The following is a 25,128-nucleotide window of genomic DNA, read 5'->3' as shown; positions in this document are numbered from 1 at the left end:
GTAGTCGTGGCTAGCGAACCATAAAACATAAATAGGAGTTGATTATATGAGCATTTTAGAAATGATGAACAAGGAAACGGTTATCCCAGAACGTTATAAGACAATGTCAGTTGAGGAAATTGAAGCTCGAGTAAAAGAAATCAAAGAAAAATTTGGAACTCGTTTATATATTCCGGGTCATCATTATCAAAAGGATGAAGTTATTCAATTTGCAGATGACACAGGAGATTCTTTAAAATTGGCACAACTTTCAGCTAATAATAACTTGGCAGAATACATTGTTTTTTGTGGTGTTCATTTTATGGCTGAAACAGCTGATATATTAACGAATGAAAACCAAAAAGTATTGTTACCAGATATGAGAGCAGGCTGTTCAATGGCCGATATGGCGAATATTGAACAAACTGAAAAATCTTGGGTTAAGCTTCAAGAACTCTTTGGAGATACGATGCTACCACTTACGTATGTGAATAGTACTGCTGCAATCAAGGCGTTTTGTGGCAAACATGAAGGAGCTACAGTTACATCATCTAATGCTAAGAAAATGGTTAAATGGGCACTAACACAAAAAGAACGCATTTTCTTTTTACCTGATCAACATTTAGGAAGAAATACTGCCTTTGACCTAGGGATACCTTTAGAAGCTATGGCTGTCTGGGATCCAGATAAAGAACAATTAGAGTACGACGGAGCACTAAAAGATATTAAGGTAATTTTATGGAAAGGTCATTGCTCAGTTCATGAAAAATTTACTGTAGCAAACATTGAACAGATGAGAAATGACTATCCTGGCATTAATATTATTGTTCATCCTGAATGTAGTCATGAAGTGGTTCAATTAGCAGATTATGCTGGTTCAACAAATTACATTATTGATAAGCTCGAAGAAGCCGATCCAAACAGTATTTGGGCTGTTGGAACAGAAATGAACTTAGTGAAAAGACTTACCAAAGTTCATTCCGATAAGCAAGTACTATCGTTAAATCCTGATATGTGTCCATGTTTAACTATGAACCGCATTGATCTTCCACATTTACTATGGTCATTAGAGAGTATTGAAAGTGGGTCACCAATTAATCAGGTTACAGTAGAGAAAGAAATTGCTCATGATGCTGTTTTAGCAGTTAATCGAATGCTTGAAAGAGCGTAAAAAAATCATCTAACTTGAGGTTGTCCGATAAGTGACAGCTCGCCTTGTTTTGCACGATATATCTAGTATTGTTTTTAAATAAAACTAGACAGATCGTAACCTAAGGTGACTGTTACTTAGCTCATCGGACACCCTCAAGTTTTTTTTGACAGAAGACATCCTAAGGTTTCCCTCTCAACCAGTTCCAGTGTATACAAGTTGTGAAGGTAAGGTTTTATCATGGAAATCACAGAGTTTAGTTATATATCCTATTCTAACAGCATAAATTGTGCTGAAGGCCATTGTTGAACGGCGGCATGTAAGACAAAATATATGGTTTTGCTGAAGAATTAGCTTAGGGAGGGAAACATAACGTGAAAATTCATATTGTTCAGCAAGGGGACACATTGTGGAAGTTAGCCAAGAAGTACGATGTTGATTTTGAACAGCTCAAGGGAGTTAATAGCCATTTAAGTAATCCAGATTTAATAATGCCAGGGATGAAAATAAAAATTCCGACTGGCGGAGTTCCTGTAAAGAAACAGGCTGTAAAGAAAGAAGAGCCGATAAAGGCACCTGAAATGAAAGAATTACCAAAGATGAAAGAAGTTCCTGTGCCTAAGAAAGAGGTGGCTATTACACCACTAAAAGAAGAAGTAAAAATGCCACCACCACCGGCACCACCAGTGCAACCAATACAACAAATGACACAACAGCAATATCTTCACCATATGAATATGAATTTTAATGTGTATAAACCAACGCCGCAACAACCTGCACCAGTAGCGCCTATCCAAATGCCTGCGCCACCAAAATTACCGGAAATAAAGGAATTACCAAAAGTAGAGAAGCCAAAACCGAAACCAATGGTATCGCCATTACCAAAAACACCAGAAAAACCAATTGCCCAGCAGCCAGTTGCCAAACCAGCACCAATTGCCCAGCAGCCAGTTGCCAAACCAGCACCAATTGCCAAGCAACCAGCTGTTAAACCAGCACTAATGGCAGCACCGCAAATGCAACAATGCTATCCGGTAACTGGGGTTATGCCAGGTTGCGCACCAATGGCACCTCAAGCGTTTCCGCAATATCCAAGTATGGCTCCAACATATGGATATCAAACGCCAATGGCAGCACCAATGATGGGGTGCTCAACTCCTGCAATGGGAGCGCCAATGATGGGATATCCAACTGCGCCAATGCAAGGATTTGGTCCAATGGCACCACAAATGTCTGGCTTTCCTCAAGCACCACAGCAGATGCCGTTCTACCCACAAGCACAATTTGCGATGACACCACCACCTGAAGATACAGACTTTGATGATGATGTGCCGCCACCGACAGTCCCAAGTGGTATGATGCAAGTACCACCTATGCAAGTGCCTCAAGGGCAATTTTTTGGTGCCCCTAATGCACAAGGATTATATGGGGATATCACTATGCATCAACCAATGATGCAACAACCAATGATGCAACAACCGATGATGCAACAACCAATGATGCCACAATCTCAGCCTTGGGGTTACCAACAACAGCCTATGTATCAACAATTCAATCCATATCAAGGCCAGCAACAGTTCCGCCCTGAAGAAGAGGAAGATGATACTGAAGATTAAAATGAAAAAGCCAACCTGGATGGGTTGGCTTTTTTCAATTACAGGAAAGGAAAGTATTAGCATATGCTCTTCGTTTTAAATTAACTATTACGAAGAAACTTAGGTTTAGTGTTGATTTTAAAAGGTCATTTTTCGTTTTGATTAAACATATTTCCCCCTCACTTCCTAGATATAACAGATTAATTTGTTAGGAAGAATGACAAATTAATTGTGAAAGGAGGAGTAAAACCAATGAAAAAAATTGCGATTACGTTATCAGCAGCAACACTTTTATTAGGTGGTTTGGTTGGTTGTGGAGTTGATCAACAAGGTACTACAGGACAAGGTGGCGCAGGTCAACGTGGTTTTGGCTATCATACCACTGATCAACGTCAAGATACAGGAATTACAGGTCAACGTGCAGGTGAAGGTCCAATCACTGACATGTTTACAAGAGATGACCGTCGAGGAGCAAGGGGCATTGGGAGAGATGCACGTCAGCCGGCAACAGGTTTAGCTGGTGAGAGAGCTGGTATGCGAGGTGCAGGTCACGGAACGGGAATGTTCGGTGGCGGTGCTGGTGGAGCAACTGGTGCAGGTCACGGAACGGGAATGTTCGGTGGCGGTGCTGGTGGAGCAACTGGTGGAGGTCAAGGAACAGGAATGTTTGGTGGCGGCGCTGGTGGAGCAACTGGTGGCGGCGCTGGTGGAGCAACTGGTGGAGGTCAAGGAACAGGAATGTTTGGTCGCGGTACTGGCGCTGGTGCAGGTATGACAGGTCATGGTGCTGGCCGTACTACAGGTGGATTAGGTTCTGAAATTGGTAGAGGTGGCACAACTGGGCACGGTATTGCAGCTACTCCAGGATGGCAAGGTGAAACAGGCTATCATGGTGGAACACGTGGTATGGATACGGGCTTAGGAATCCATGGAAATGCAGGAATGAGAGGAACTGCCAGAGGACAAGGACAAGCTTTCGGTACTGGTGATCATCGTGGCGCAGGAATTGTTGGAAATCGCCCAGGTTATGTTGATGACCGTGGCATTTTAAGAGAGCGTACTGGTAGAACTGGTATGGCTGGATTAGGTCAAGGTGGACAACGTATGGGGCATGGACAAGGTAGAGGTCACATGGGTGGTTTAGGTTTTGGTAGCCGCGAAGGCGCTAATGGCCGTGCTGGTGATCGTGTAGTTCCTGGAACTGGCATGAGTGAATTTGCTTACCCAGACGGGCAAGATACAAACACTGGCCAAAGAGGGCAAGGAACAAATGTTGGACAAAGAAGGCAAGGAACAAATGCTGGACAAAGAGGCTATGATGCAGAAACGACAAAAAACTACACAACACGGTTAGCTGATCTTGAAAATGTAAGGGATTCTCGTGTAATTGTTCATGGCAATAGAGTATTAGTTGGGGTTGATGCTGATGGTCAAGATACTCAGCAAATCGAGCAAGATATCCGCCAAAGACTTAGAGGGATGACTGGCGATAGAGAAATTATTGTTGTATCTGAAAGAGATCAATACGATCAAATTCGTACAGCAGACGATCGACTTCGTGCAGGGGAACCATTCGAAGAAGTTGGCGCTACAATTAATGCTATGTTCCAAGATTTTGGAAGAGCTATTCAACGACCGTTTGAACGTACACGTTAATTAATAGTAACTAAATAAATAAAAGAGGCTAGATGGCTAGCCTCTTTTTGTTATATATGGATAAAAGTGTTTATGGTTGGCGATAATAATGATGGACATTTATAAAGGCTTTTTTTTGAGGGGAAATTTTCAATTCTGCGGCAGTTTTATTAAGGGTTGCAAGCGGAAAAGCATAAAATGAGTCAAAAAGATTAGAACTGATTTTGTCAATGGTGGTGATTATTGTGGTAGAAAAAGGCTGGTTCAGAAAGAATATAAAAGGAATAGTGTTTTTTGCACTTTTAATATTATTATGCAGTGTTAGTTTATTGTTAAATCAATCACAACAATCTAAGCAGTTAGCAACTGCTCAAGATTATCCTCTTATGAGGGAGAATATTTATAAAGGCAAAATCGAAGATACTAAACCGGTAATGGCCAATTATCAAGTAATGGATCCTAAGACCGTGAAAGTAATCTTAGCGAGAATTTATCTTGATGGAGAAGTTAGTGAGGAAATAGTTGAAGAAACAATAATATCAATGGAAGATTTTTGGGCAGAGTATGCTGAATGGGATTTAATTGACCAAGATGAGGCTCAAGTTGTATTTCAACAAAGGGTAGATGATATTTCTCCTTTATTAAAAATTAACGGGTATTTCGGGATATCAGAAGAAGGGACTTTAAATATCTATGAAGGAAAGCCTTCAGAAGATAAAGTTATTCAGTCCTTTTTTCAAATCAATATGAAAAAGCTGAAAAGTCATCAACAACGCGAGTTAGAAGATGGCATACCTGTGCAATCTAGAGACCGTTACGAAGAAGTACTTAAAATATTCAAAAAGTATGCCAAACATGAAATGTAAGGCAATTTCTTAAGCTGACCTATTGGTGTTTGATCACACCTATAAGTCAGCTTATTTTCTGTAAAAGAAATGTTTGGGCATTGACTAAATTTACGATTATAAATAGTTGATAATGACATTTTAAAACAACCTTTTCTTACTTGTCGCTGAATTTCCTTGAACGAGCCTGTAAAATTCATTAGAATTTTACAGCCAAGAGAAAGCGAATGTCCCAGCGAGATTCCCTTTAAGGTTGTTCCACATGACTTTTATGGTAAAATAAAAAATAGAAATAAACGTTCGGGTTTAAAGGATAGGAGAGGTATTCATTGATTGAGTTTGTAAAAGGAACTGTAAATTTTATAGATACACAATATATTGTAGTAGACGTAGGGGGAGTAGGGTATCAACTATTTTGTGCGAATCCCTTTATTTACAATGTAGACGAAGATAACGCAATCACTGTGTTTACATATCAGTATGTTAGAGAAGATGCAATAAAGCTTTTTGGCTTCCGCTCAAGAGATGAACGGGCGCTGTTTGAAAAGCTATTAAACGTATCAGGAATTGGTCCTAAAGGAGCCTTAGCTATTTTAGCTTCTGGACAGCCACAGCAAGTCGTCAATGCGATTGAAGAAGAAAATGAAGCGTTTTTAACAAAATTCCCAGGTGTCGGTAAGAAAACAGCTCGACAAATGATCTTAGATCTTAAAGGAAAGCTAGCTGATTTCATGCCGAGCTTAGTTGGCCCAGTTTATCAACTGAAAACCGAGCAAAAAGCTAGGTACCCTCAAGAATTAGAAGATGCAATGGAAGCGTTACAAGCTTTAGGCTATGTTGAAAGAGAAATTAAGAAGATTGCACCTAAGCTTGCCGAGGAAAATTTGCCTACAGATCAATATATTAAGAAAGCATTACAAATGCTTTTAAACATATAGAGAAATAGTTGCTCTTTCAGGAGGTTAAATGATGGAAGAAAGAATGGTTTCGGCTGAGGTACAACAAGAGGAAGAAACTCTCGAAAATCAACTACGGCCCCAATTCCTTACACAATATATTGGACAAGAAAAAGTAAAAAATAATTTAAAAGTATTTATTGAAGCCGCAAAATTAAGAAATGAATCGTTAGACCACGTCTTGCTATATGGTCCACCAGGATTAGGGAAGACAACACTGGCAACGATCATTGCCCATGAAATGAATGTTCAAATTAGGACTACATCAGGTCCGGCTATTGAAAGGCCCGGTGACTTAGCAGCGATCTTAACTGCCTTAGAGCCTGGCGATGTTTTGTTTATTGATGAGATCCATCGCTTAAACCGTGTTGTTGAAGAAGTACTTTATCCAGCTATGGAAGACTTTTGTTTAGATATTGTCATCGGGAAGGGCCCAACTGCACGCTCTGTCCGCTTAGATTTACCACCCTTTACACTTGTTGGAGCAACGACTAGGGCTGGACTGTTATCTTCACCTTTACGCGACCGTTTTGGGGTTTTATCTCGCTTAGACTATTATACAAATGATGAATTGAAGAAAATTGTAGTGAGAACTGCAGAAGTTTATCAAGTTGAAATTGAAGATCAAGCAAGTATCGAAATCGCACGGCGTTCAAGAGGTACCCCACGTATTGCAAACCGTTTATTAAGAAGGGTTCGCGATTTCGCTCAAGTTCAAGGTACGGGATTTATTAATTTAGAATTAGCGATCGATGCTTTAGAAAGACTACAAGTAGACCCTTTAGGTTTAGATCACATTGATCATAAGTTTTTAAAAGGCATTATCGAAAAATTTCGTGGTGGTCCAGTCGGTCTTGATACAATCGCAGCTACAATTGGAGAAGAATCACATACGATAGAAGATGTTTATGAACCTTACCTATTACAAATTGGATTTTTACAACGTACGCCTCGGGGGAGAATGGTAACTTATAAAGTATATGAACATTTCCAAATGGAGGTACCTAAATAATGGCAAACTTACCGAAATTACTTATAACAATTGGCGTTATCTTAATTGTTATAAGTATTTTATGGCAACTAGGAGGACGTTTTTTCCCAATTGGAAAATTACCTGGGGATATTTACGTTAAAAAAGGAAATACTGTCTTTTTCTTCCCTATTGTAACTTCAATTGTTTTAAGTATTGTCATCTCGTTAATCCTATATGTGGTAGGTCGCTTCAGGTAAATATTTACTTGTAAACACCTCAAGCATCGTGTATGTTTATATTTTGTTGTGCATTTGCTCTAAAAGGAGCTAAGGTATCGCTGTCTTATATAATAATCAATGAAAAAGGTGACACATTCAAATGGAAGTTAAAGATTTTGATTTTTATTTACCCGAGGAGCTCATTGCTCAAACCCCATTAAAAGATAGAACTGCTTCTAGACTAATGGTACTTGATAAGAATAATGGTGAGATAAATCATCGCACATTTTCAGATGTGATCGATTATTTAGATGAAGGGGATTGCCTTGTCTTAAATGATACCAAAGTGCTACCAGCAAGGCTTTATGGAATAAAAGAAGATACAGGTGCAAATATTGAATTTTTACTGCTGAAACAAATTGAAAACAACGAGTGGGAAACTCTTGTTAAGCCTGCTAAGCGAGTACGGAAAGGAACAGTTGTAACTTTTGGTGACGGCCGTTTAAAAGGGATTTGTAAAGAAGAGCTAGACCATGGTGGTCGAGTAATCGAATTTGAATTTCAAGGAATTTTTCATGAGATTTTGGAGTCTCTTGGTGAGATGCCATTACCACCTTATATAACCGAACAATTAGAAGATAAGGAACGGTACCAAACCGTCTTTGCTAAACATCGTGGCTCAGCTGCAGCACCTACTGCTGGACTTCATTTTTCAGAAGCCTTGTTAGAGGCAATTGCAGCCAAAGGAGTACATATCGTATATATTACCCTTCATGTAGGACTAGGGACGTTTCGGCCAGTTAGTGTAGAAGACATTGCAGAACATGAAATGCATGCTGAATTTTATCAGATGACTGCTGAAACCGCCGAGAGGTTAAATGATGTGAAGAAGTCAGGTAAAAAAATTGTGACAGTCGGAACGACATCAACAAGAACATTAGAGACAATTGCTCATGCTAATAATGGTCTGTTCAAAGAAAGCTCTGGGTGGACAAGTATCTTCATTTACCCTGGCTTTGAATTTAAAGCTATTAACGGCTTGATTACGAACTTTCATCTACCAAAGTCGACGTTAATTATGTTAGTAAGTGCTCTAGCAGGACGAGAGCACACATTGCATGCATACGAAGAAGCTGTAAAAGAAAGGTACCGCTTTTTTAGCTTTGGAGATGCAATGCTAATAAAGTAAATTTGTACTTTTAGGAATACGTATTTTTATTGAAGGGAGTAACAAATAGATGGTAGCCATTCGCTATGAACACATAAAAACATGTAAACAATCTGGCGCGCGTTTAGGAAGTGTACACACACCACATGGAACTTTTGAGACCCCCATTTTCATGCCAGTAGGAACATTAGCTACGGTAAAGACGATGAGCCCAGAGGAATTAAAGGAAATAGGCTCACAAATTATTTTAAGTAACACATATCATCTATGGTTGAGACCGGGTCATGATATTATTAAAGAAGCAGGTGGGCTTCATAAGTTTATGAATTGGGATAAGCCAATTTTAACCGACTCAGGAGGCTTCCAAGTTTTTAGTTTAAGTGCGTTAAGGAAAATTGAGGAAGAAGGGGTTCATTTCCGAAACCATTTAAGTGGCGAAAAACTATTTTTAAGTCCTGAAGGTGCAATGGAAATTCAAAATGCTTTAGGTTCTGATATTATGATGGCGTTTGACGAGTGTCCACCATACCCTGCTACTCATGAATATATGTTGAAATCCGTACAGAGAACTAGTCGTTGGGCAGAACGTTGTTTAGAAGGACATAAGCAACCAAATACCCAAGGATTATTTGGAATTGTCCAAGGTGGAGAATATGAAGATTTACGGAAAATGAGTGCTGAAGACTTAGTTTCTTTAGACTTTCCTGGCTACGCAGTTGGGGGATTATCAGTAGGTGAACCGAAAGATGTGATGAATCGGGTTCTAGAATTTACGACACCTCATCTTCCGACAAATAAACCAAGATATTTGATGGGTGTGGGATCGCCTGATGCTTTAATAGACGGGGCGATTAGGGGAATAGATATGTTTGATTGTGTACTGCCAACGAGAATTGGTCGAAATGGAACGTGTATGACTAGTACTGGTAGACTTGTTGTTAGAAATGCAAAATATGCTAGAGATTTTAGACCATTAGATGAAAATTGTGATTGCCATGTTTGCAAAAATTATACAAGAGCATATATTCGTCACCTTGTAAAATGTGACGAAACGTTCGGATTTAGATTAACCTCTTATCATAATCTCTATTTCTTGTTAAAATTAATGGAGCAAGTCCGAGACGCTATTCGCCAAGACCGCCTTTTAGATTTTCGTGAAGAGTTTTTTGAAATGTATGGTTTTAATAAACCTAATGCAAAAAACTTTTAAATTTGTGAAAAAAAAGCGATAATGGAAAGTAATACGTTTACTTGTTAGGAAACGAATTAATTTTTTCGGATTCGATACGAAGAAATTAAGTCCTAAGTATATTGAAACGAAGTGATCTGTTTAACTTGGATTCAACTTACGTTTCTAATTTTTAGAAAGGGGTGAAAAACAATGCCAGAATTTTTTACAGCGATTTTACCATTACTATTTATGTTCGCGATTTTTTACTTCTTGTTAATACGTCCGCAGCAAAAGCGTCAAAAGAAGATCCAACAAATGCATGCTGACTTAAAAAAGGGAGACAAAATCATTACAATTGGTGGCCTACATGGAACAATTGATGCAATCGATGATGAAAAAGTAATCCTTTTAGTAACAGATAACAAAAAACTAACGTTTGATCGCAATGCTGTACGTGAAGTAGTTAATCCTGACTAGTACATAGGCAAAATGAAAGGGACTTTCTTTTACGAAGTCCCTTTCGTTTTGCTTTTCTTATTAGACCATTCTAGAATTTCTCACAACGTTTACACCCATAATGCCACCAATGATTGCTGCTAGTAAAAAGCCACCGTGGAATAAATATTGTTCTAGTGTAAACGTTGAATTATAGCCCAAGTATTGGACTAAAAAAACGAGTAACGAATACAAAAGACCTGTTCCAGCACCTACCATCCATCCTTTTTGCTTTGATTTTCCTCCAGAAACAAAGCCACCAATTATTAAAGCCACGAAAGTTAAAATGATAATGACCCAATTAAAAGATGCCTCTGTTAAAGATGTAAATCTTAGAAGTAAAGAAATGATAAAACTTACTGAAAGAATGATCACTAGAATTGTAACAAGACCGTATAGCATAGAAGTTAAAATGCCTCTATTTTCCAAGCCTACCCTCCACCTTTCAAAAAATCCTGTATTTTCACCTACTAAAGCTTATTCACCCTTGTACTAAAATAGAATTATTTTTTTGAGATGTCAGTGGTAATAAAAGATTAGCAAGCTTCCACTACTACTACAGAACGGGCTAAACAAGAATTGAAATTCTAAATGAGACAAACCTTTCATACAATGTACCAATGGATTGACATGAAAGGGGATCGTAATGGAGTTAACCTTTGCTTTTATCATATTTCTCATAAGTTACGCACTTATCATTTCTGAAAAACTAAATAGAGCGCTAGTCGCTTGTTTGGGCGGAGTGTTAATGCTGTTTTTTGGTGTATTAGATTTAAACTCAGCCTTTATACATCATATAGATTGGCATACAATTACTTTGCTCCTTTCGATGATGATTTTAGTTTCAATTACAAGCCAGAGTGGTTTTTTTGAGTTTATTGCAATAACCGTTGCCAAGAAGGTAAAAGGAAGACCTATACCATTACTCATCGTTGTATCATTAATAACTGGGGTAGGATCTGCTTTTTTAAATAATGTAACAACAGTGCTATTAATCGTTCCAATTGTCTTAACCCTAACGAAGTTGTTGAATATTTCAGCGATCCCGTATTTACTTGTGACGATCTTAGCTTCTAATATTGGCGGAACAGCGACGTTAATCGGTGATCCACCTAATTTAATGATTGGGCAAGCTGTAGATCATTTGAATTTTAATGCCTTCTTAATTCATCTAGGACCAGTAGTTGTGATTATTTTTGCGGTTGTAATTGCTGGAATGTCATATTTCTATGGTAATAAACTTAAAGTAACAGAAGAAAATCGGTTAAAATTGATGGGAGTTACCGCTACTAATTATTTAAAAAACAAACCACTACTATTTAAATCTGTCACCGTTCTTGTCTTAACAACGGTTGGTTTTATTATTCAGCCTGTTTTAAGAGTAGAACTCACTAGTGTAGCAATGGCAGGAGCGTTATTACTGCTTCTCCTTACTCATGAGGAGCAACAGGTTGAAGAGGTATTTAAATCAGTAGAATGGGTTACATTATTTTTCTTTGTAGGTTTATTCATGCTTGTCGGAGGGTTGAAAGAGGTTGGAATTATAGATGAAATCGCAAAGTCGATTATTTTTTACACCGATGGCGACCTCCCAAAAACATCGATGCTAATTTTATGGGCATCAGGAATTTTATCTGGATTTGTCGACAATATTCCATTTGTTGCTGCAATGATACCGGTAATAATAGAGTTTCAAAATTACGGGATGACAAATTTAGACCCATTATGGTGGGCACTAGCTTTAGGTGCTTGTTTAGGTGGGAATGCCACATTAATTGGAGCTACCTCAAATGTAATCGTTGCTGGCTTAGCTGCGCGTGCCAATCAAGGGTTTAGCTATATCGAATTTTTAAAGGTAGGAGCTCCTGTTGCTTTTGTATCATTCGTTATATCGAGTTTTTATATCTATTTTAGATATTTAATTTATTTTCATTAACAAGCAAAAAAGTCAGCTATATTTTCCAATTATTAAACCAAATTTTTTATGCAAATATGGTCAAACTAGGATAAATAGGTTTGTTAAACGCATATGGAAGCTCGGATGTTAAATTAAGGAGGCGATCATTGCGTGGATTTTTCGACCATAATCTTAAGAACGGTACTGATTTATTTCATTATCCTAGTCGTTTTTCGTTTTATGGGCAAACGAGAAATTGGCCAATTATCTGTATTAGATTTTGTTGTTTCGATAATGATCGCAGAACTAGCTGTTATTTCGATTGAAAATATTAGGGTTCCGATGTTGAATACAATCATACCGATCATCATTTTGTGCAGTATTCAAATCACTTTGGCTTGGATATCATTGAAGAGCGAAAGGTTGCGGAAAATGATTGACGGAAAGCCCTCTGTCCTAATTAATAAAGGGAAAATAGACGAAGGTGAAATGCGAAAACAGAGGTATAACTTTGATGACTTAATGATCCAACTAAGGCAAAGTAATATTAGAAACGTGTCAGATGTAGAATTTGCGATTTTAGAACCGTCAGGAGAATTATCAGTCATAAAAAAAACAGAAAGAGAAAAGAATGATCCCAATTATGCAGAGAAAGTAAACTTACCATTACCTTTAGTTTTAGATGGTGTGGTTCAAACAGAACATCTCGAACGAATTGAAAAAACGCCCCTTTGGCTGCGACAAGAGCTTCGAAAGCTAGGATATAAAGAGATAAAAAAAATATCATACTGCTCCTTGAATGATAATCAAACTTTTTATGTCGATCTAAAAGATGAAAAATAAAAAAGCGGAAAAAGTTCGCAGTTTTTACTACGCGTAAACTTTTCCGTTTTTTTATGTTTAAGTATCACTTTAAAACAACTTTCGATTAGATTTTCGCTAGATTTCCTTGAACGAGCCTCTAAAATTCGTTAGAGTTTTACAACGAAGAGAAAGGGGATCCAGCGAATTTTCAATGAAGATAATTAATTTTCATTGAGGGTTGAGATCGGAAAATCAGAAATTATAGAACGTAGCTTAATTTTTGCTTATAATAAAATGAGCTAGTAAGTTCCCGACCATTGGAACACGACGCATCTCGTCTTTTTTTATTAAACCAAACAACATTAGTAATACTAAATATGAAAGAAAGACAATTGTTATAGACACTAACGTTTTTGATAAAAGGCTGTAAGTTAAAAAGGCACTGTTATAGAGATAGACTGCTAGCCAACCACTTAAAATGATACAAATACTTGCTTTTAAAAATTCACGCACATGTAATGTAAACGAAATTGTTTTTACTAATGTTGCAAAATGGAGTAGTGTTACAAGCATAAACCCGGCAACTATTGCCAAAGCCGCGCCCATAATTCCTAATTCGGGTCTAGAAGCTAACACAAATACGGCACTGATTTTTACAACCGCTCCTATTAAACTATTAACCATCGCAGCTTTTGCTAAGTTTAACGCTTGTAGTGCTGCTTGAAGTGGTCCTTGGAAATATAGAAAAATACTAAAAGGAGCCATTATTTTAATATAGGTAGAAACCGTTGGTGCATTGTACATAAGATCCATGATCGGCACTGCAAACACATAGAGGATCACACATGAAATACCTCCAGAGACTAAAGCTAAGCGCAAGGCTTGGGAGAGTCGATGATGGATTAATTTGTATTGTTTACCTGCGGCAGCTTCACTAATAGCAGGAACTAGCGAGACAGACAAAGAATATGTAATGAATGTTGGAAGAAACAATAATGGAATGGCAAAACCAGCTAACTCGCCATATTGTTTTGTCGCTATGACCGTAGTAACTCCTGCGATAGCTAAGCTCTGTGATACGACAATTGGTTCAAAGAAGTATGAAACAGAACCAATGAGCCGACTCCCTGTAGTTGGAAGAGCAACAGCCATTAAATCTTGGAAAGTTTTTTTACCTTCTTTTAAATTTCCAAAAAAGTTTTTTCTAACTTTAATTCTCTTTTTCGTTTTAAACATAAAAATCATATAGATTAAAGAAGCTAATTCACCGAAAACAACCGATATCATCGCTCCGGCTGCCGCATACTCAATGCCAAGGGGTAAAAAGGCACTTGTTAAGACGGCAACAAGAGTGATTCTAACGACTTGCTCGATTACCTGAGAGTAGGCTGATGGCTTCATATTTTGTCTACCTTGGAAATACCCACGGAGTACCGATGATAACGCAACAATCGGAACTATTGGCGATATTGCTACTAATGGATAAAAAGCTCTTGCATCTGTTAGAAAATACTTTGATATAATTGGAGCAAAGCCGATCATTCCGATCGTAAATATAATACTTAGTGTCCCTGTGGTGGCAAGGGAGACGACTAATATTTGTTTTATTTTTGAGCGGTTATTTACTGCTTCTGCTTCAGCAACTAGTTTCGAAATAGCTACAGGTAATCCGATTTGGGTAATTGTAATGACGAGAATTAATGTTGGTACAGCCATTGAATATAAACCAACACCTTCAGCACCCATGATCCTAGCTACGACAATTTTATTAACAAATCCTAAGATTTTAACGATAAATCCAGCAAGTATTAATATAAACGCTCCTTGGAGAAAGCTTTGTTTGCTCATTTACTACCCCTACTCTCTAAAAAATGATGGATATTTTCCGTATTTATTTATATGCTTAATAGGGGACAAAGCATGACAAGTTATTATTTAAAGTTATCGTTGTGAAGCTACAATTTATTTACATAGTCTCGATATTTTCCTAAACGTAACTCGTTAATTAACAACCAAATCTATTACACAAAAGGGGAGTTATTTCATTGAAAGAGAGTTTCCAAAATTTTTTAGTTGAGAATTTAAGTTTTTTACCACCTGAGTTAATTGTTGTGGTTATTTCTGCCATGCCAATCCTCGAATTAAGGGGAGGGCTTCCATTTGCTTTTTTAGCTGGATTATCCTATGGTGAAGCGTTATTTTATAGCCTCTTAGGAAATATCTTGCCGATCATCCCGATTTTAATTTTATTTAGACCATTAAGTACGTTCATGATGAGATTTCCACTTTATAAACGTTTTTTCGATTGGCTTTATAATCGAACAATGAATAAAAGTGAAAATGTTGAAAAATACGGCGCCCTAGGCTTAATCTTATTTACTGCAGTACCTCTCCCTACAACTGGTGCCTATAGTGCTTGCTTAGCGGCAATCCTTTTCTTTATCCCGTTTCGTAAAGCCTTTCTGGCGATTGTTACTGGCGTTTTAATCGCTGGTCTTGGGGTAAGTTTGTTTGTTTACTCAGTGTTTTAACTATTTCTTTGGAGAGGGGCTTGTCCCTTCGAAGATTTTTATGATCATAATTTCAGGTGAACTAAGACTAATGCCATTTAGAACATGGCATTAGGTTATCTTTTCTAATCAAGAGGGGGAAGTGTAATGGGAGAACAACAACAATTTGAGGTTTGGAAAGAAGATGTTATGCCTGCGTTAACGAGTAAAGTCGAAGAATTCCATATGGTTGGGTATGACAGAGCAACTGAAGAGGAACTATGGGAATGTGTGATTGCTAAGCTTCAAAAACAGAAAAATTATGTTCAAATTAACCACTTAGTTAATTCCATATTAACTCTGAAGGCAACTGATTATATGACCTGGCTTACCGTAGGAGCCTATAAAGCACCAAATTGGTTTGCTTCTGAAGATGAAAACGAGTCTTGAGGGTAAATAGAAACGCAAACCTCTTAATTGAAATTGACAGTAGAAACTAAGCACAGCTATAATTGTAATGTTGTAAATTTATGGACAAGCTTTACTGATGTAGAATGTAAATGTTGAATTATAGATGAGCGCATAACATCTACTGCATTCCTAAATAATTTCACATTCTAGATTTTACATAATATTTACATAGAGAGATTTACCACAAGGAGGCATTTTTAAATGGTTAAAAAAGGTCGGATTGCAGCTTTTTTTCTAATTGTTGCACTTCTTGCAGGTCTGGTTGCCACAACGGTATTGGATGTTGCAAAAGAAATTAAGCTTGGCTTAGATCTTCAAGGTGGATTTGAAGTTTTGTATGAAGTTCATCCTGCTCATGAAGGTGATGTAATAGATGCTGATGTCTTAAATAGTACGGTAACAGCATTGAATCAACGAATTAACGTGATTGGTGTTTCTGAACCAAGTATTGCGATTGAAGGAGAAAATCGAATTCGTGTTCAGCTTGCCGGTGTCGAAGATCAACAAACGGCACGTGAGTTACTTTCGACAGAAGCACAGTTATCGTTCCGCGATGTCAATGATAATTTAATGCTTGATGGATCTGATCTTAAGCAAGGTGGCGCAAACGTAACATTTAATGAAGTGAACCAACCGTGGCCTTCAATTACGTTAAAAAGTGCAAGCAAATTTGCAGAAGTAACTAGACAGGTGCTTGGAAGTCAGCTTGTTATTTGGATGGACTATCAAGAAGGCGACTCTTTTATGGCGGAGATGCTTAAACCAGAAGCAGAGCGGAAATTCATTTCAGCCCCGAGTGTAGATGAAGTTCTAAATACATCAAATGTTGTGATTAGAGGAACGTTTACATTAGAAGATGCCCAGTTTATAGTAGATGTTTTAAATGCTGGCTCACTTCCGGTAAAACTTGAGGAAGTATACTCAAACTCAGTTGGGGCCGCACTTGGAGAAAAAGCCATGGAAATGACAATTTATGCCGGATTTATTGGTGTAGCATTAATCTTCCTTTACATGTTAATTTACTATCGTTTTATGGGAATAATTGCCGTTATCACATTAACTTTCTATATTTACTTAGTGCTTGTCGTTTTTAACTGGATGAATGCAGTTTTAACGTTGCCAGGTATTGCAGCATTAATTCTTGGGGTAGGTATGGCAGTTGATGCCAATATTATTACGTATGAACGAATTAAGGACGAGCTCCGTACAGGTAAGACGACAATGTCTGCGTTTAAAGCCGGAAGTCGGCGTTCTCTTTCTACTATATTAGATGCGAATATTACGACGATTTTAGCTGCTTCAGTGTTGTTCTATTTTGGGACAATGGCGGTTCAAGGCTTTGCGGTTATGCTGATCGTAAGTATATTAACAAGCTTTATCACAGCCGTTTATGGTTCACGACTCCTTTTAGGGTTATGGGTGAACAGTAGAATTTTAAACAAGAAGCCACGTTTATTTGGTGTAAAGGAGAGTGAGATAAATGAACTTTAATTTTGGAGAGTCAAAACTAGATTTTGTTAAACATCGCAAAAAGTTCTTTATCTTCTCAGCCCTTTTAGTATTAACTGGTGTTATCCTACTTTCAACAATTGGCTTAAACTTAGGAATTGATTTTGAAAGTGGTACAAAGGTTGAACTATTAAGCAATGAAACACTAACTGCGGAACGAGTAAATGCCGAGTTTGCTGAAATTGGTTTGGCACCTGATAGTGTCCTTTTAGCTGGTGACCGTAGTGAAATGGCTTATGCTTCATTTATTGGGGTACTTCCTCAGGAAGATGTTTTAAAGGTTCAACGCCATTTTCATGAAAGTTTCGGTTCAGAGCCAAATATTAGTACCGTAACAGAAATGGTAGGTCGAGAACTTGCTCGAAATGCATTTTATTCAGTTATTTTTGCATCAATTGGAATTGTTATTTACGTGACAATCCGCTTTGAGTTGTTATATGGAGTAGCGGCGATTGTTGCTTTACTTCATGATGCCTTTTTCATAATCACGGTATTTAGTATCACACAAATGGAAGTGAATTTACCGTTCATTGCAGCCGTACTGACGATTGTTGGTTATTCAATAAATGATACGATCGTTACCTTTGATAGGATAAGGGAAAACCTTAGCTATGAGAAGAAAATTAGAGGATTTGAGGATCTAGCTCGCGTCGTTAATAAAAGTTTAGTTCAAACGCTAGCTCGTTCGATTAACACAGTTTTAACAGTCGTGTTTGCTGCGGCAGCTCTACTTATTTTCGGTGGTGAAGCGATCAGAACTTTCTCGTTTGCACTGTTAGTAGGTCTAGTAGCAGGAACGTACTCTTCTTTATTTATCGCTGCTCAACTATGGCTAGTTTGGAAAAGTAAAAGTTTAGAGAAAAAGCGCTTTAAACCAGCTGAGAATGAAGCATAATAGTAGTAATAGAAAACCGTGGTTATGGCTAACCACGGTTTTCTTTTCTAGTTTTGAACTATATTGATAAACTAGAAAATATACAATGCTTAGCCATATTTACATTTTAAAAATTGACTACTTGGAAATACTTGTGACTATATCGTGTTTAGTTATGAATTAATCGGGGTAATTAATTTAGAAATAGGTGATTATATGAAAGAACAAAAAGATGAACGTTATCAGCAAGTTCAGTTTGCAGCATGGGTTGGAATAGTTGGTAATATCGTTCTAGCATTAATTAAAGGTGTTATTGGTTGGTTGGCAAATAGTCGGGCGTTAGTTGCGGATGCAGTCCATTCCGCCTCAGATGTTGTGGGTTCAGTCGCTGTTTTAATAGGGGTTCGTGCTGCGAAATTACCACCAGATGAAGATCATCCGTATGGCCATGGAAAAGCAGAGTCAATTGCAGCCATTATTGTTGCGGTGTTACTATTTTTTGTTGGTTTTGAAATAGCACTATCTGCAATAAAATCCTTCAATGAACCAATTGAAGTTCCAGGAATTATAGCCATTTATGCAGTTATTTTTTCAATTGTTGTCAAAGAAATAATGTTTCGATACAAATATCGCCTAGGTAAAAAATATCGTAGTGAAGCATTAATAACCGATGCATGGCATCATCGTTCTGACGTTTTTTCGTCAATTGCAGCATTGCTTGGTATAGGTGCGTCTATTATTGGTGGCCATATTGGGATTGGGTGGTTAGTGTATGCAGATCCTTTAGCAGGATTATTTGTCTCAGTGCTTATTATAAAAATGGCTTGGGGTCTTGGAAAACAATCAATCCATAATGCGATGGATCATGTCCTTCATGATGAGGACACAGCTGAAATGCGTGAGTCAGCGTTGGCAGTAACAGGGGTCCTAAAGATTGATGAATTTTTGGCAAGAGAACATGGTCACTATGTTATCATTGATATTAAAATTGCTGTTGATCCCGATATTACAGTCGAACAAGGCCACGCGATAGGTAAAAAAGTCAAAGAAAAATTAGTAACTATTGAACACGTCCAAGATGTTCGTGTACACATAAACCCATTTTCTGAATAAGCTACAGTATTAGGCTGTAATGCAAAACGAACCCTAACAGTAGAATATCATCTCAAGAAAAAGGAGTTGGTTAAATGAAAGGGCAATGGGGTTTGATTGTCGGTTTGGTAGTTGCTTTACTAATTACTAGCTTTGCTGTTATTAACATGGAAGTAGTAACAGTCAATTATATGCTCGGCACTGCGCAGTGGCCGCTTGTAATCGTCATTATAAGCTCTGTTTTAATGGGCGCAATCTTGGTTGGTGGAGTTGGTGTTTATCAATTTTATAAGCTAAGGTCGCAACTCAAAAAACTTCAGACTGAAAATGATGAGTTAAAAAGAAAAACTATGACGGAGCCACCAACTGAAAAGGCACCAGAACTAGACAATACTACAACTTGAAAAACTTAAATTGCCACACCTTCTAACCTCTTGTATACTATATAGGTTAGGGGTGTGGTATTCATGTTAAGATCGAAAAAAAGATGGAAAGTAGAAGGAAGAGGTCATTCCTTAGAACAGCAGTTTGTCAGCGAATTAAAAATATCACCACTCGTGGCAAATTTACTATTAAATCGAGGGATTTCTTCAGTAGAAGAAGCTCGTCATTTTTTATACATTGAAAAAACAGAGTTTCATGATCCTTTCATGATGAAAGGAATGGGACAAGCAACTGAACGAATTCATAAAGCCATTGAAAACAACGAAAGAATTCTTATTTTCGGTGATTACGATGCCGATGGAGTAAGTAGTACCGCTGTTATGATTCATGCTCTAGATCGATTGGGCGCACAGTTTTCCTTTTATATTCCTAATCGATTTACTGAAGGGTATGGACCGAATGAGCCTGCATTAAGGAAGGCTAAGGAAGATGGTTATACATTAGTTGTCACTGTTGATACTGGAATTTCAGCCGTTCATGAGGCAAATGTTGCCAAGGAAATTGGGTTAGATTTTATCGTAACCGATCATCATGAACCGCCGCCTGTCCTACCAGATGCCTATGCAATTGTTAATCCAAAACAAGAAGATTGTTATTATCCATTTAAAGGATTAGCAGGAGTTGGAGTAGCGTTTAAGCTAGCACATGCGTTACTAGGTCAAGCACCAGAAGATTTGTTAGATATCGCAGTTATCGGAACGATTGCTGATTTAGTGCCGCTAGTAGACGAAAATCGTCTAATCGCTAAAAAAGGGATTAAGGCATTGGAAAAAACGAATCGTCCTGGCTTAGTCGCTTTAAAAAAAGTAACAGGTATGATTGACAAGGAATTGTCTGCAGAACATGTTGGGTTTGGAATTGGACCAAGAATAAACGCAGCTGGGAGGCTTGATTCTGCCACCCCTGCAGTAGAACTGTTAATTTGTGACGATAAGCTAACTGCCGAGAATTTGGCTAGTGAAATTGATGAATTGAACAAAGTTAGACAAGGGATTGTCAATGAGATTACCGAGGAAGCGGTTGAAATCGTTGAGCAAAACTATTCGTCTTTAGAAGACAATAAAGTTTTAGTTGTCGCTAAAGAAGGCTGGAATGCTGGAGTGATAGGGATTGTTGCTTCACGATTAGTAGAGAGATACTATCGCCCGACAATTGTTATGACCATTGATACAGAAAAAGGTTTAGCAAAGGGGTCAGCAAGAAGTATTGAAGGCTTTGATATGTTTAGAAATTTATCAGACTGTCGCGATATCCTCCCTCATTTTGGTGGTCATCCAATGGCAGCAGGATTAACAATGAAATTATCTAATGTTGATGAGCTGAGAAGTCGTTTACATGTAATAGCTAATGAAGTTTTAACTGATGCTGATTATGTGCCGATTACTAATGTTGATATAGAAGTGTTATTACCAGATATAACACTACCCGTCATTGAGGAAATGAGTTTACTAGCGCCCTTTGGTGTGAGTAATCCAACACCTAAAGTAATGATTGATCGTGTCTCGCTTGCGCATATGAAGCGCATTGGTAGTGAAGAAAATCATTTAAAAATGCAATTAGAGCAAAATGGTCATACTATAGATGGTGTCGGATTCCATCTTGGATATCTCTATGAAGAAATTTCAACGGCAGCACAAATTTCGGCGGTTGGCACACTTTCGATAAATGAATGGAATGGCCATTGCAAACCACAATTAATGATTGAAGATGTTGCTGTTAAGGACTGGCAACTTTTTGACTGTCGGGGAAGTAAAAACTTTAAACGATTTGAGCACCTACCGTCAGAAAAGATAGTCTGTGTATATTTTGATGAAACAACATTAACAGCCTTGAAAATTGGAGACAATTATAATTTATTCCATGTCCCTTTTGAAGCTGATTTGCCTGAGCTAGATTTTACAGGGAAATATGTACTCTTATTGGATTTGCCTTTTGAAAAAAAACAATTAGAAAAGCTATTATCATTAGGCAAAAGACCGGAAAGAATCTATCCGATTTTTCATCACAATGAAAATCATTTTTTTACAACTATACCGTCAAGAGACCATTTTAAGTGGTTCTATGCGTTCTTAACAAAGCAACAAACGTTTGACTTGAGTAAGCATGGTTCGAAGCTAGCAAAACATAAAGGTTGGTCAGTTGACACAATTGATTTTATGGTTAAGGTGTTTTTTGATTTAGAATTTGTTACAATAAAAAATGGACTTATTTCCCTTTCTACAAATATCGAGAAAAAAGACCTTAATCACTCAAAAACATACAAACGTAAGCAAGAGCAGGCAAGCTTAGAAAACGACCTCTATTATTCTTCTTACAATGAATTAAAAGAATGGTTTGAACAAATTTTCTTACAACCTGTTTAACTATGTAAGAAATAAAAACAATCTTTTTCGAAGCTGCTTGGATCATTAGTCTGGCGTTTATCAACAATTAGGAGGAACATAAAAAATGAATTTTAAAGACTATATTACAATTGTCCCGGATTACCCGAAGGCAGGAATTCGCTTTAAAGATATTACGACTTTAATGGAAAATGGCAAAGTATATAAAAAGGCAATTGATGAAATGGCTGAATTTGCAAAGGATAAACAAATTGATGTAGTTGTTGGACCAGAAGCTCGTGGTTTTGTTGTAGGTTGTCCAATTTCCTATGCACTAGAGATTGGCTTTGTACCAGTACGTAAAGTAGGAAAGCTTCCAAGAGAAGTTCTTACAGTAGATTATGGGCTTGAATATGGTAAAGATACCCTAACAATTCATAAAGATGCAATCAAACCTGGTCAACGTGTGTTAATCGCTGATGACCTTCTAGCAACAGGTGGAACGATTGAAGCGACCGTAAAGTTAGTAGAAGAACTTGGGGGAATTGTGGCAGGAATTGTCTTTATGATTGAGTTAGATTATTTAGATGGCCGCGAAAAGCTAAGCAAGTACGAAATATTCTCCCTCACTCAGTATTCATAAAGAGAAAAAAAGGGAATTGTAGTGCTAACCCTTTTCAAACATATATACGTTCTCTAATTATTTGAGAGTGCTCTTTTGAGCGCTCTTTGTTTATACTTTAATGTTTGGTAATAACATTTCTGATAAAAAAAGCATTCTCTCTTTACATCAGGACGATTTATAACGATAATAGAAAGAAATAAATTAAAGGCTGTAAGGTGTTGGTGATTCCATTGATCGAACAAGTATTAGAAAAAGCACGTTCTTATCTTCCGGATAAAGATATAGAATTTTTAAATAAGGCTTATGAGTTTGCAAATTTAGCTCATGGAGAACAATACCGTAAGTCAGGTGAACCATATATTCTTCATCCAATTCAAGTAGCGGAAATCTTGATTGAGTTGGAGATGGATCCTGACACGATTGCTGCTGCATTTTTGCATGATGTTGTCGAAGATACAGATGTAACGTTAGATCAGTTACGCAAAGAATTTAATGATGAAGTAGCAATGTTGGTAGATGGAGTCACAAAGCTGGGAAAAATAAAATATAAGTCGCATGAAGAACAACAAGCTGAAAATCACAGGAAGATGTTTGTGGCAATGGCTAAAGATATTCGCGTGATCTTAATTAAACTCGCAGACCGTCTTCATAATATGCGAACATTAAAACACTTACCGCAAGAAAAACAGCGAAGAATTGCGAATGAAACGTTAGAAATTTTTGCACCACTTGCGCACCGTTTAGGAATTTCGACGATAAAGTGGGAACTTGAAGATACAGCATTACGTTATTTAAACCCACAGCAATATTATCGAATTGTTAATTTAATGAAGAAAAAGCGCGCTGAGCGTGAAGAATATATAACTGAACTGGTCAAGAAAATTGAAGAACGTTTAGAAGATGTTGGCGTAAAAGCAGATATTCACGGTAGAGCAAAGCATATCTACAGTATCTATCGGAAAATGGCTCTTCAAAATAAGCAGTTTAATGAAATTTATGATTTATTAGCAGTACGAATCATTGTTGAGAATATTAAAGATTGTTATGCTGTTTTAGGAGTTATTCACACTTGCTGGAAGCCAATGCCAGGACGTTTCAAAGATTACATTGCGATGCCAAAGACAAATATGTATCAATCTCTTCATACAACAGTGATTGGTCCTAAGGGTGACCCGCTAGAAGTCCAAATTCGTTCTGAAGATATGCACAAGATCGCAGAATTTGGGGTAGCAGCTCATTGGGCTTATAAAGAGGGTAAGACAGTTTCAGATGGACAATCATTAGAAAAGAAAATGACTTGGTTTCGAGAAATACTAGAATGGCAAAATGATGCCAATGACGCCCAAGAATTTATGGAATCTTTAAAAATTGACTTGTTTTCAGACACTGTATTTGTGTTTACACCTAAAGGTGATGTGATCGAACTTCCATCAGGATCTGTACCCTTAGACTTTGCCTATCGAATCCATACAGAGATAGGAAATCGCTGTATAGGTGCCAAAGTAAATGGTAAGATGGTAACACTAGATCATCGCTTAAATACTGGAGATATTGTTGAGGTTTTAACTTCAAAACATTCCTATGGACCTAGTCAGGATTGGATAAAAATTACGCAAAGCTCCCATGCGAAAAATAAAATTCGTCAATGGTTTAAAAAAGAGCGACGTGATGAAAATGTTGCAAAAGGTAGAGAGCTTGTTGAAAAAGAAATTAAGAAGCATGGGATAGAGCCAAAAGAAGTTTTAACAAGTGAAAATATCGAAGTTGTAGCAAATAAGTTCAACTTTCAAGGTGACGAAGACATGTACGCAGCAGTCGGTTATAACGGAATTACAGCTGCGCAAATTGCGACGAGGTTGACGGAAAAAATTCGGAAAAAACGGGGTCAAGAGTTAGAAGATCAAGCATTGTCTGAGCGTGTATCTGATATAAAAAAGTATACTCCTACAAAGAAAACGAGCATCGGTGTGAAGGTAAAAGACATCGACAACCTGTTAATAAGGTTATCTAAGTGTTGTAATCCTGTTCCAGGTGATGAAATTATCGGCTTTATTACGAAAGGGCGTGGTGTATCAATCCACCGTGCTGACTGTACAAATGTGAAAACAGATGATGCAAAAACAAGATTACTTCCTGTTGAATGGGAAGGAAATAATCAAGAAACAAAAAACTATAATGTCGATATTGAAATCTCAGGCTATGATCGTAGAGGTCTTCTAAATGAAGTCCTTCAAGCCGTAACAGAAACAAGAACAAATATTAATGCTGTTTCAGGAAAGTCAGATAAAAACAAAATGGCCACAATTTTAATGACGATCTCCATTCACAATGTTGATCATTTACAAAAAGTTGTTGACCGAATTAAACGTATTCCTGATATCTATTCTGTTCGTAGAATTATGCATTAAAAGGAGTAA

At 37.5% G+C, this 25,128-nt stretch carries 23 protein-coding genes; 21 read left to right on the top strand and 2 right to left on the bottom strand.

The window, feature by feature from the left end; all coding sequences use genetic code 11:
* The first annotated feature begins 46 nt into the window (after positions 1 to 46).
* The 10 genes from nadA (at position 47) to yajC (ending at position 10,167) form a co-directional block, all read left to right on the top strand.
* Positions 47 to 1,150 (top strand): quinolinate synthase NadA, encoded by a 1,104-nt coding sequence (gene nadA / locus ACK4M9_RS00310; protein WP_409846675.1) that lies wholly within the window; start codon positions 47 to 49, stop codon positions 1,148 to 1,150.
* 353 nt (positions 1,151 to 1,503) lie between these two features.
* Complete coding sequence (safA, locus tag ACK4M9_RS00305) at positions 1,504 to 2,745, top strand: SafA/ExsA family spore coat assembly protein (RefSeq protein WP_409846673.1); 1,242 nt, start codon at positions 1,504 to 1,506, stop codon at positions 2,743 to 2,745.
* A gap of 231 nt (positions 2,746 to 2,976) precedes the next feature.
* On the top strand, positions 2,977 to 4,380 hold the full coding sequence (locus ACK4M9_RS00300; RefSeq protein WP_409846671.1) for a YhcN/YlaJ family sporulation lipoprotein: 1,404 nt from the start codon (positions 2,977 to 2,979) through the stop codon (positions 4,378 to 4,380).
* A gap of 224 nt (positions 4,381 to 4,604) precedes the next feature.
* Positions 4,605 to 5,225 (top strand): BofC C-terminal domain-containing protein, encoded by a 621-nt coding sequence (locus ACK4M9_RS00295; RefSeq protein WP_409846669.1) that lies wholly within the window; start codon positions 4,605 to 4,607, stop codon positions 5,223 to 5,225.
* Between the two features lie 308 nt (positions 5,226 to 5,533).
* The gene (gene ruvA / locus ACK4M9_RS00290) at positions 5,534 to 6,142 is read left to right on the top strand and encodes a Holliday junction branch migration protein RuvA (RefSeq protein WP_409846668.1); all 609 of its coding nucleotides are present in this window, start codon (positions 5,534 to 5,536) and stop codon (positions 6,140 to 6,142) included.
* 31 nt (positions 6,143 to 6,173) lie between these two features.
* Positions 6,174 to 7,172: a Holliday junction branch migration DNA helicase RuvB gene (ruvB, locus tag ACK4M9_RS00285; protein WP_409847333.1), complete on the top strand. Its 999-nt coding sequence runs from the start codon at positions 6,174 to 6,176 to the stop codon at positions 7,170 to 7,172.
* Positions 7,172 to 7,390, top strand: coding sequence for a DUF2905 domain-containing protein (locus ACK4M9_RS00280; RefSeq protein WP_409846667.1), 219 nt, complete (start codon positions 7,172 to 7,174; stop codon positions 7,388 to 7,390). The genes ruvB and ACK4M9_RS00280 overlap by 1 nt, the downstream gene beginning before the upstream one ends.
* 121 nt (positions 7,391 to 7,511) lie before the next feature.
* Positions 7,512 to 8,540: a tRNA preQ1(34) S-adenosylmethionine ribosyltransferase-isomerase QueA gene (gene queA / locus ACK4M9_RS00275; RefSeq protein WP_409846666.1), complete on the top strand. Its 1,029-nt coding sequence runs from the start codon at positions 7,512 to 7,514 to the stop codon at positions 8,538 to 8,540.
* Between the two features lie 49 nt (positions 8,541 to 8,589).
* Positions 8,590 to 9,729, top strand: a complete 1,140-nt coding sequence (gene tgt, locus ACK4M9_RS00270) for a tRNA guanosine(34) transglycosylase Tgt (RefSeq protein WP_409846664.1) — start codon at positions 8,590 to 8,592, stop codon at positions 9,727 to 9,729.
* Positions 9,730 to 9,900: 171 nt separating this feature from the next.
* Entirely contained in the window at positions 9,901 to 10,167 is a 267-nt protein-coding gene (gene yajC / locus ACK4M9_RS00265) for a preprotein translocase subunit YajC (RefSeq protein WP_409846662.1), read from the top strand.
* Positions 10,168 to 10,227: 60 nt separating this feature from the next.
* Here yajC and ACK4M9_RS00260 read toward each other — a convergent pair whose 3' ends face one another.
* Positions 10,228 to 10,614, bottom strand: a complete 387-nt coding sequence (locus ACK4M9_RS00260) for a TIGR04086 family membrane protein (RefSeq protein ID WP_409846660.1) — start codon at positions 10,612 to 10,614, stop codon at positions 10,228 to 10,230.
* A gap of 217 nt (positions 10,615 to 10,831) precedes the next feature.
* Here ACK4M9_RS00260 and ACK4M9_RS00255 point away from each other — a divergent pair, with 217 nt between their 5' ends.
* A complete protein-coding gene (locus ACK4M9_RS00255) occupies positions 10,832 to 12,121 on the top strand; it encodes an ArsB/NhaD family transporter (protein ID WP_409846658.1) in 1,290 nt (429 codons plus the stop codon).
* Positions 12,122 to 12,253: 132 nt separating this feature from the next.
* Positions 12,254 to 12,925 (top strand): DUF421 domain-containing protein, encoded by a 672-nt coding sequence (locus tag ACK4M9_RS00250; RefSeq protein WP_409846657.1) that lies wholly within the window; start codon positions 12,254 to 12,256, stop codon positions 12,923 to 12,925.
* A gap of 234 nt (positions 12,926 to 13,159) precedes the next feature.
* Here ACK4M9_RS00250 and spoVB read toward each other — a convergent pair whose 3' ends face one another.
* Positions 13,160 to 14,734 carry a stage V sporulation protein B gene (gene spoVB / locus ACK4M9_RS00245; RefSeq protein ID WP_409846656.1) on the bottom strand — a complete coding sequence of 525 codons (1,575 nt, stop codon included), beginning with the start codon at positions 14,732 to 14,734 and terminating at the stop codon, positions 13,160 to 13,162.
* 197 nt (positions 14,735 to 14,931) lie between these two features.
* Here spoVB and ACK4M9_RS00240 point away from each other — a divergent pair, with 197 nt between their 5' ends.
* From ACK4M9_RS00240 to ACK4M9_RS00200, 9 genes are all read left to right on the top strand, one after another.
* Complete coding sequence (locus ACK4M9_RS00240; RefSeq protein ID WP_409846654.1) at positions 14,932 to 15,417, top strand: COG2426 family protein; 486 nt, start codon at positions 14,932 to 14,934, stop codon at positions 15,415 to 15,417.
* Positions 15,418 to 15,543: 126 nt separating this feature from the next.
* On the top strand, positions 15,544 to 15,825 hold the full coding sequence (locus ACK4M9_RS00235) for a post-transcriptional regulator (protein WP_409846652.1): 282 nt from the start codon (positions 15,544 to 15,546) through the stop codon (positions 15,823 to 15,825).
* A 222-nt stretch (positions 15,826 to 16,047) separates the two neighbouring features.
* Entirely contained in the window at positions 16,048 to 17,337 is a 1,290-nt protein-coding gene (secD, locus tag ACK4M9_RS00230) for a protein translocase subunit SecD (RefSeq protein ID WP_409846651.1), read from the top strand.
* Positions 17,327 to 18,250 (top strand): protein translocase subunit SecF, encoded by a 924-nt coding sequence (gene secF / locus ACK4M9_RS00225; protein ID WP_409846649.1) that lies wholly within the window; start codon positions 17,327 to 17,329, stop codon positions 18,248 to 18,250. Before secD ends, secF begins: the two co-directional genes overlap by 11 nt.
* Before the next feature lie 195 nt (positions 18,251 to 18,445).
* Complete coding sequence (locus ACK4M9_RS00220) at positions 18,446 to 19,342, top strand: cation diffusion facilitator family transporter (RefSeq protein ID WP_409846647.1); 897 nt, start codon at positions 18,446 to 18,448, stop codon at positions 19,340 to 19,342.
* 74 nt (positions 19,343 to 19,416) lie between these two features.
* Positions 19,417 to 19,725 (top strand): LapA family protein, encoded by a 309-nt coding sequence (locus ACK4M9_RS00215; protein WP_409846645.1) that lies wholly within the window; start codon positions 19,417 to 19,419, stop codon positions 19,723 to 19,725.
* 63 nt (positions 19,726 to 19,788) lie between these two features.
* Complete coding sequence (gene recJ / locus ACK4M9_RS00210) at positions 19,789 to 22,128, top strand: single-stranded-DNA-specific exonuclease RecJ (protein ID WP_409846644.1); 2,340 nt, start codon at positions 19,789 to 19,791, stop codon at positions 22,126 to 22,128.
* Positions 22,129 to 22,213: 85 nt separating this feature from the next.
* Positions 22,214 to 22,729: an adenine phosphoribosyltransferase gene (locus ACK4M9_RS00205; RefSeq protein ID WP_409846642.1), complete on the top strand. Its 516-nt coding sequence runs from the start codon at positions 22,214 to 22,216 to the stop codon at positions 22,727 to 22,729.
* 215 nt (positions 22,730 to 22,944) lie between these two features.
* A complete protein-coding gene (locus tag ACK4M9_RS00200) occupies positions 22,945 to 25,119 on the top strand; it encodes a RelA/SpoT family protein (RefSeq protein WP_409847331.1) in 2,175 nt (724 codons plus the stop codon).
* Positions 25,120 to 25,128 lie beyond the last annotated feature (9 nt).

This window comes from Anaerobacillus sp. (genome assembly GCF_046314235.1).
Lineage (GTDB): Bacteria > Bacillota > Bacilli > Bacillales > Anaerobacillaceae > Anaerobacillus.
The sequence above is the reverse complement of the archived record's forward strand: the minus strand, read 5'-3'. Positions and strand labels throughout refer to the sequence as shown.

What these genes read in the sequence shown, in the direction of transcription:
- ACK4M9_RS00300 (WP_409846671.1), top strand. Translation starts at nt 2,977, where the DNA reads ATGAAAAAAATTGCGATTACGTTATCAGCAGCAACACTTTTATTAGGT.
- ACK4M9_RS00215 (WP_409846645.1), top strand. Translation starts at nt 19,417, where the DNA reads ATGAAAGGGCAATGGGGTTTGATTGTCGGTTTGGTAGTTGCTTTACTA.
- tgt (WP_409846664.1), top strand. Translation starts at nt 8,590, where the DNA reads ATGGTAGCCATTCGCTATGAACACATAAAAACATGTAAACAATCTGGC.
- yajC (WP_409846662.1), top strand. Translation starts at nt 9,901, where the DNA reads ATGCCAGAATTTTTTACAGCGATTTTACCATTACTATTTATGTTCGCG.
- ACK4M9_RS00280 (WP_409846667.1), top strand. Translation starts at nt 7,172, where the DNA reads ATGGCAAACTTACCGAAATTACTTATAACAATTGGCGTTATCTTAATT.
- ACK4M9_RS00220 (WP_409846647.1), top strand. Translation starts at nt 18,446, where the DNA reads ATGAAAGAACAAAAAGATGAACGTTATCAGCAAGTTCAGTTTGCAGCA.
- nadA (WP_409846675.1), top strand. Translation starts at nt 47, where the DNA reads ATGAGCATTTTAGAAATGATGAACAAGGAAACGGTTATCCCAGAACGT.
- ACK4M9_RS00205 (WP_409846642.1), top strand. Translation starts at nt 22,214, where the DNA reads ATGAATTTTAAAGACTATATTACAATTGTCCCGGATTACCCGAAGGCA.
- secD (WP_409846651.1), top strand. Translation starts at nt 16,048, where the DNA reads ATGGTTAAAAAAGGTCGGATTGCAGCTTTTTTTCTAATTGTTGCACTT.
- queA (WP_409846666.1), top strand. Translation starts at nt 7,512, where the DNA reads ATGGAAGTTAAAGATTTTGATTTTTATTTACCCGAGGAGCTCATTGCT.
- spoVB (WP_409846656.1), bottom strand. Translation starts at nt 14,734, where the DNA reads ATGAGCAAACAAAGCTTTCTCCAAGGAGCGTTTATATTAATACTTGCT.
- ruvB (WP_409847333.1), top strand. Translation starts at nt 6,174, where the DNA reads ATGGAAGAAAGAATGGTTTCGGCTGAGGTACAACAAGAGGAAGAAACT.
- secF (WP_409846649.1), top strand. Translation starts at nt 17,327, where the DNA reads ATGAACTTTAATTTTGGAGAGTCAAAACTAGATTTTGTTAAACATCGC.
- ACK4M9_RS00235 (WP_409846652.1), top strand. Translation starts at nt 15,544, where the DNA reads ATGGGAGAACAACAACAATTTGAGGTTTGGAAAGAAGATGTTATGCCT.
- recJ (WP_409846644.1), top strand. Translation starts at nt 19,789, where the DNA reads ATGTTAAGATCGAAAAAAAGATGGAAAGTAGAAGGAAGAGGTCATTCC.
- ACK4M9_RS00255 (WP_409846658.1), top strand. Translation starts at nt 10,832, where the DNA reads ATGGAGTTAACCTTTGCTTTTATCATATTTCTCATAAGTTACGCACTT.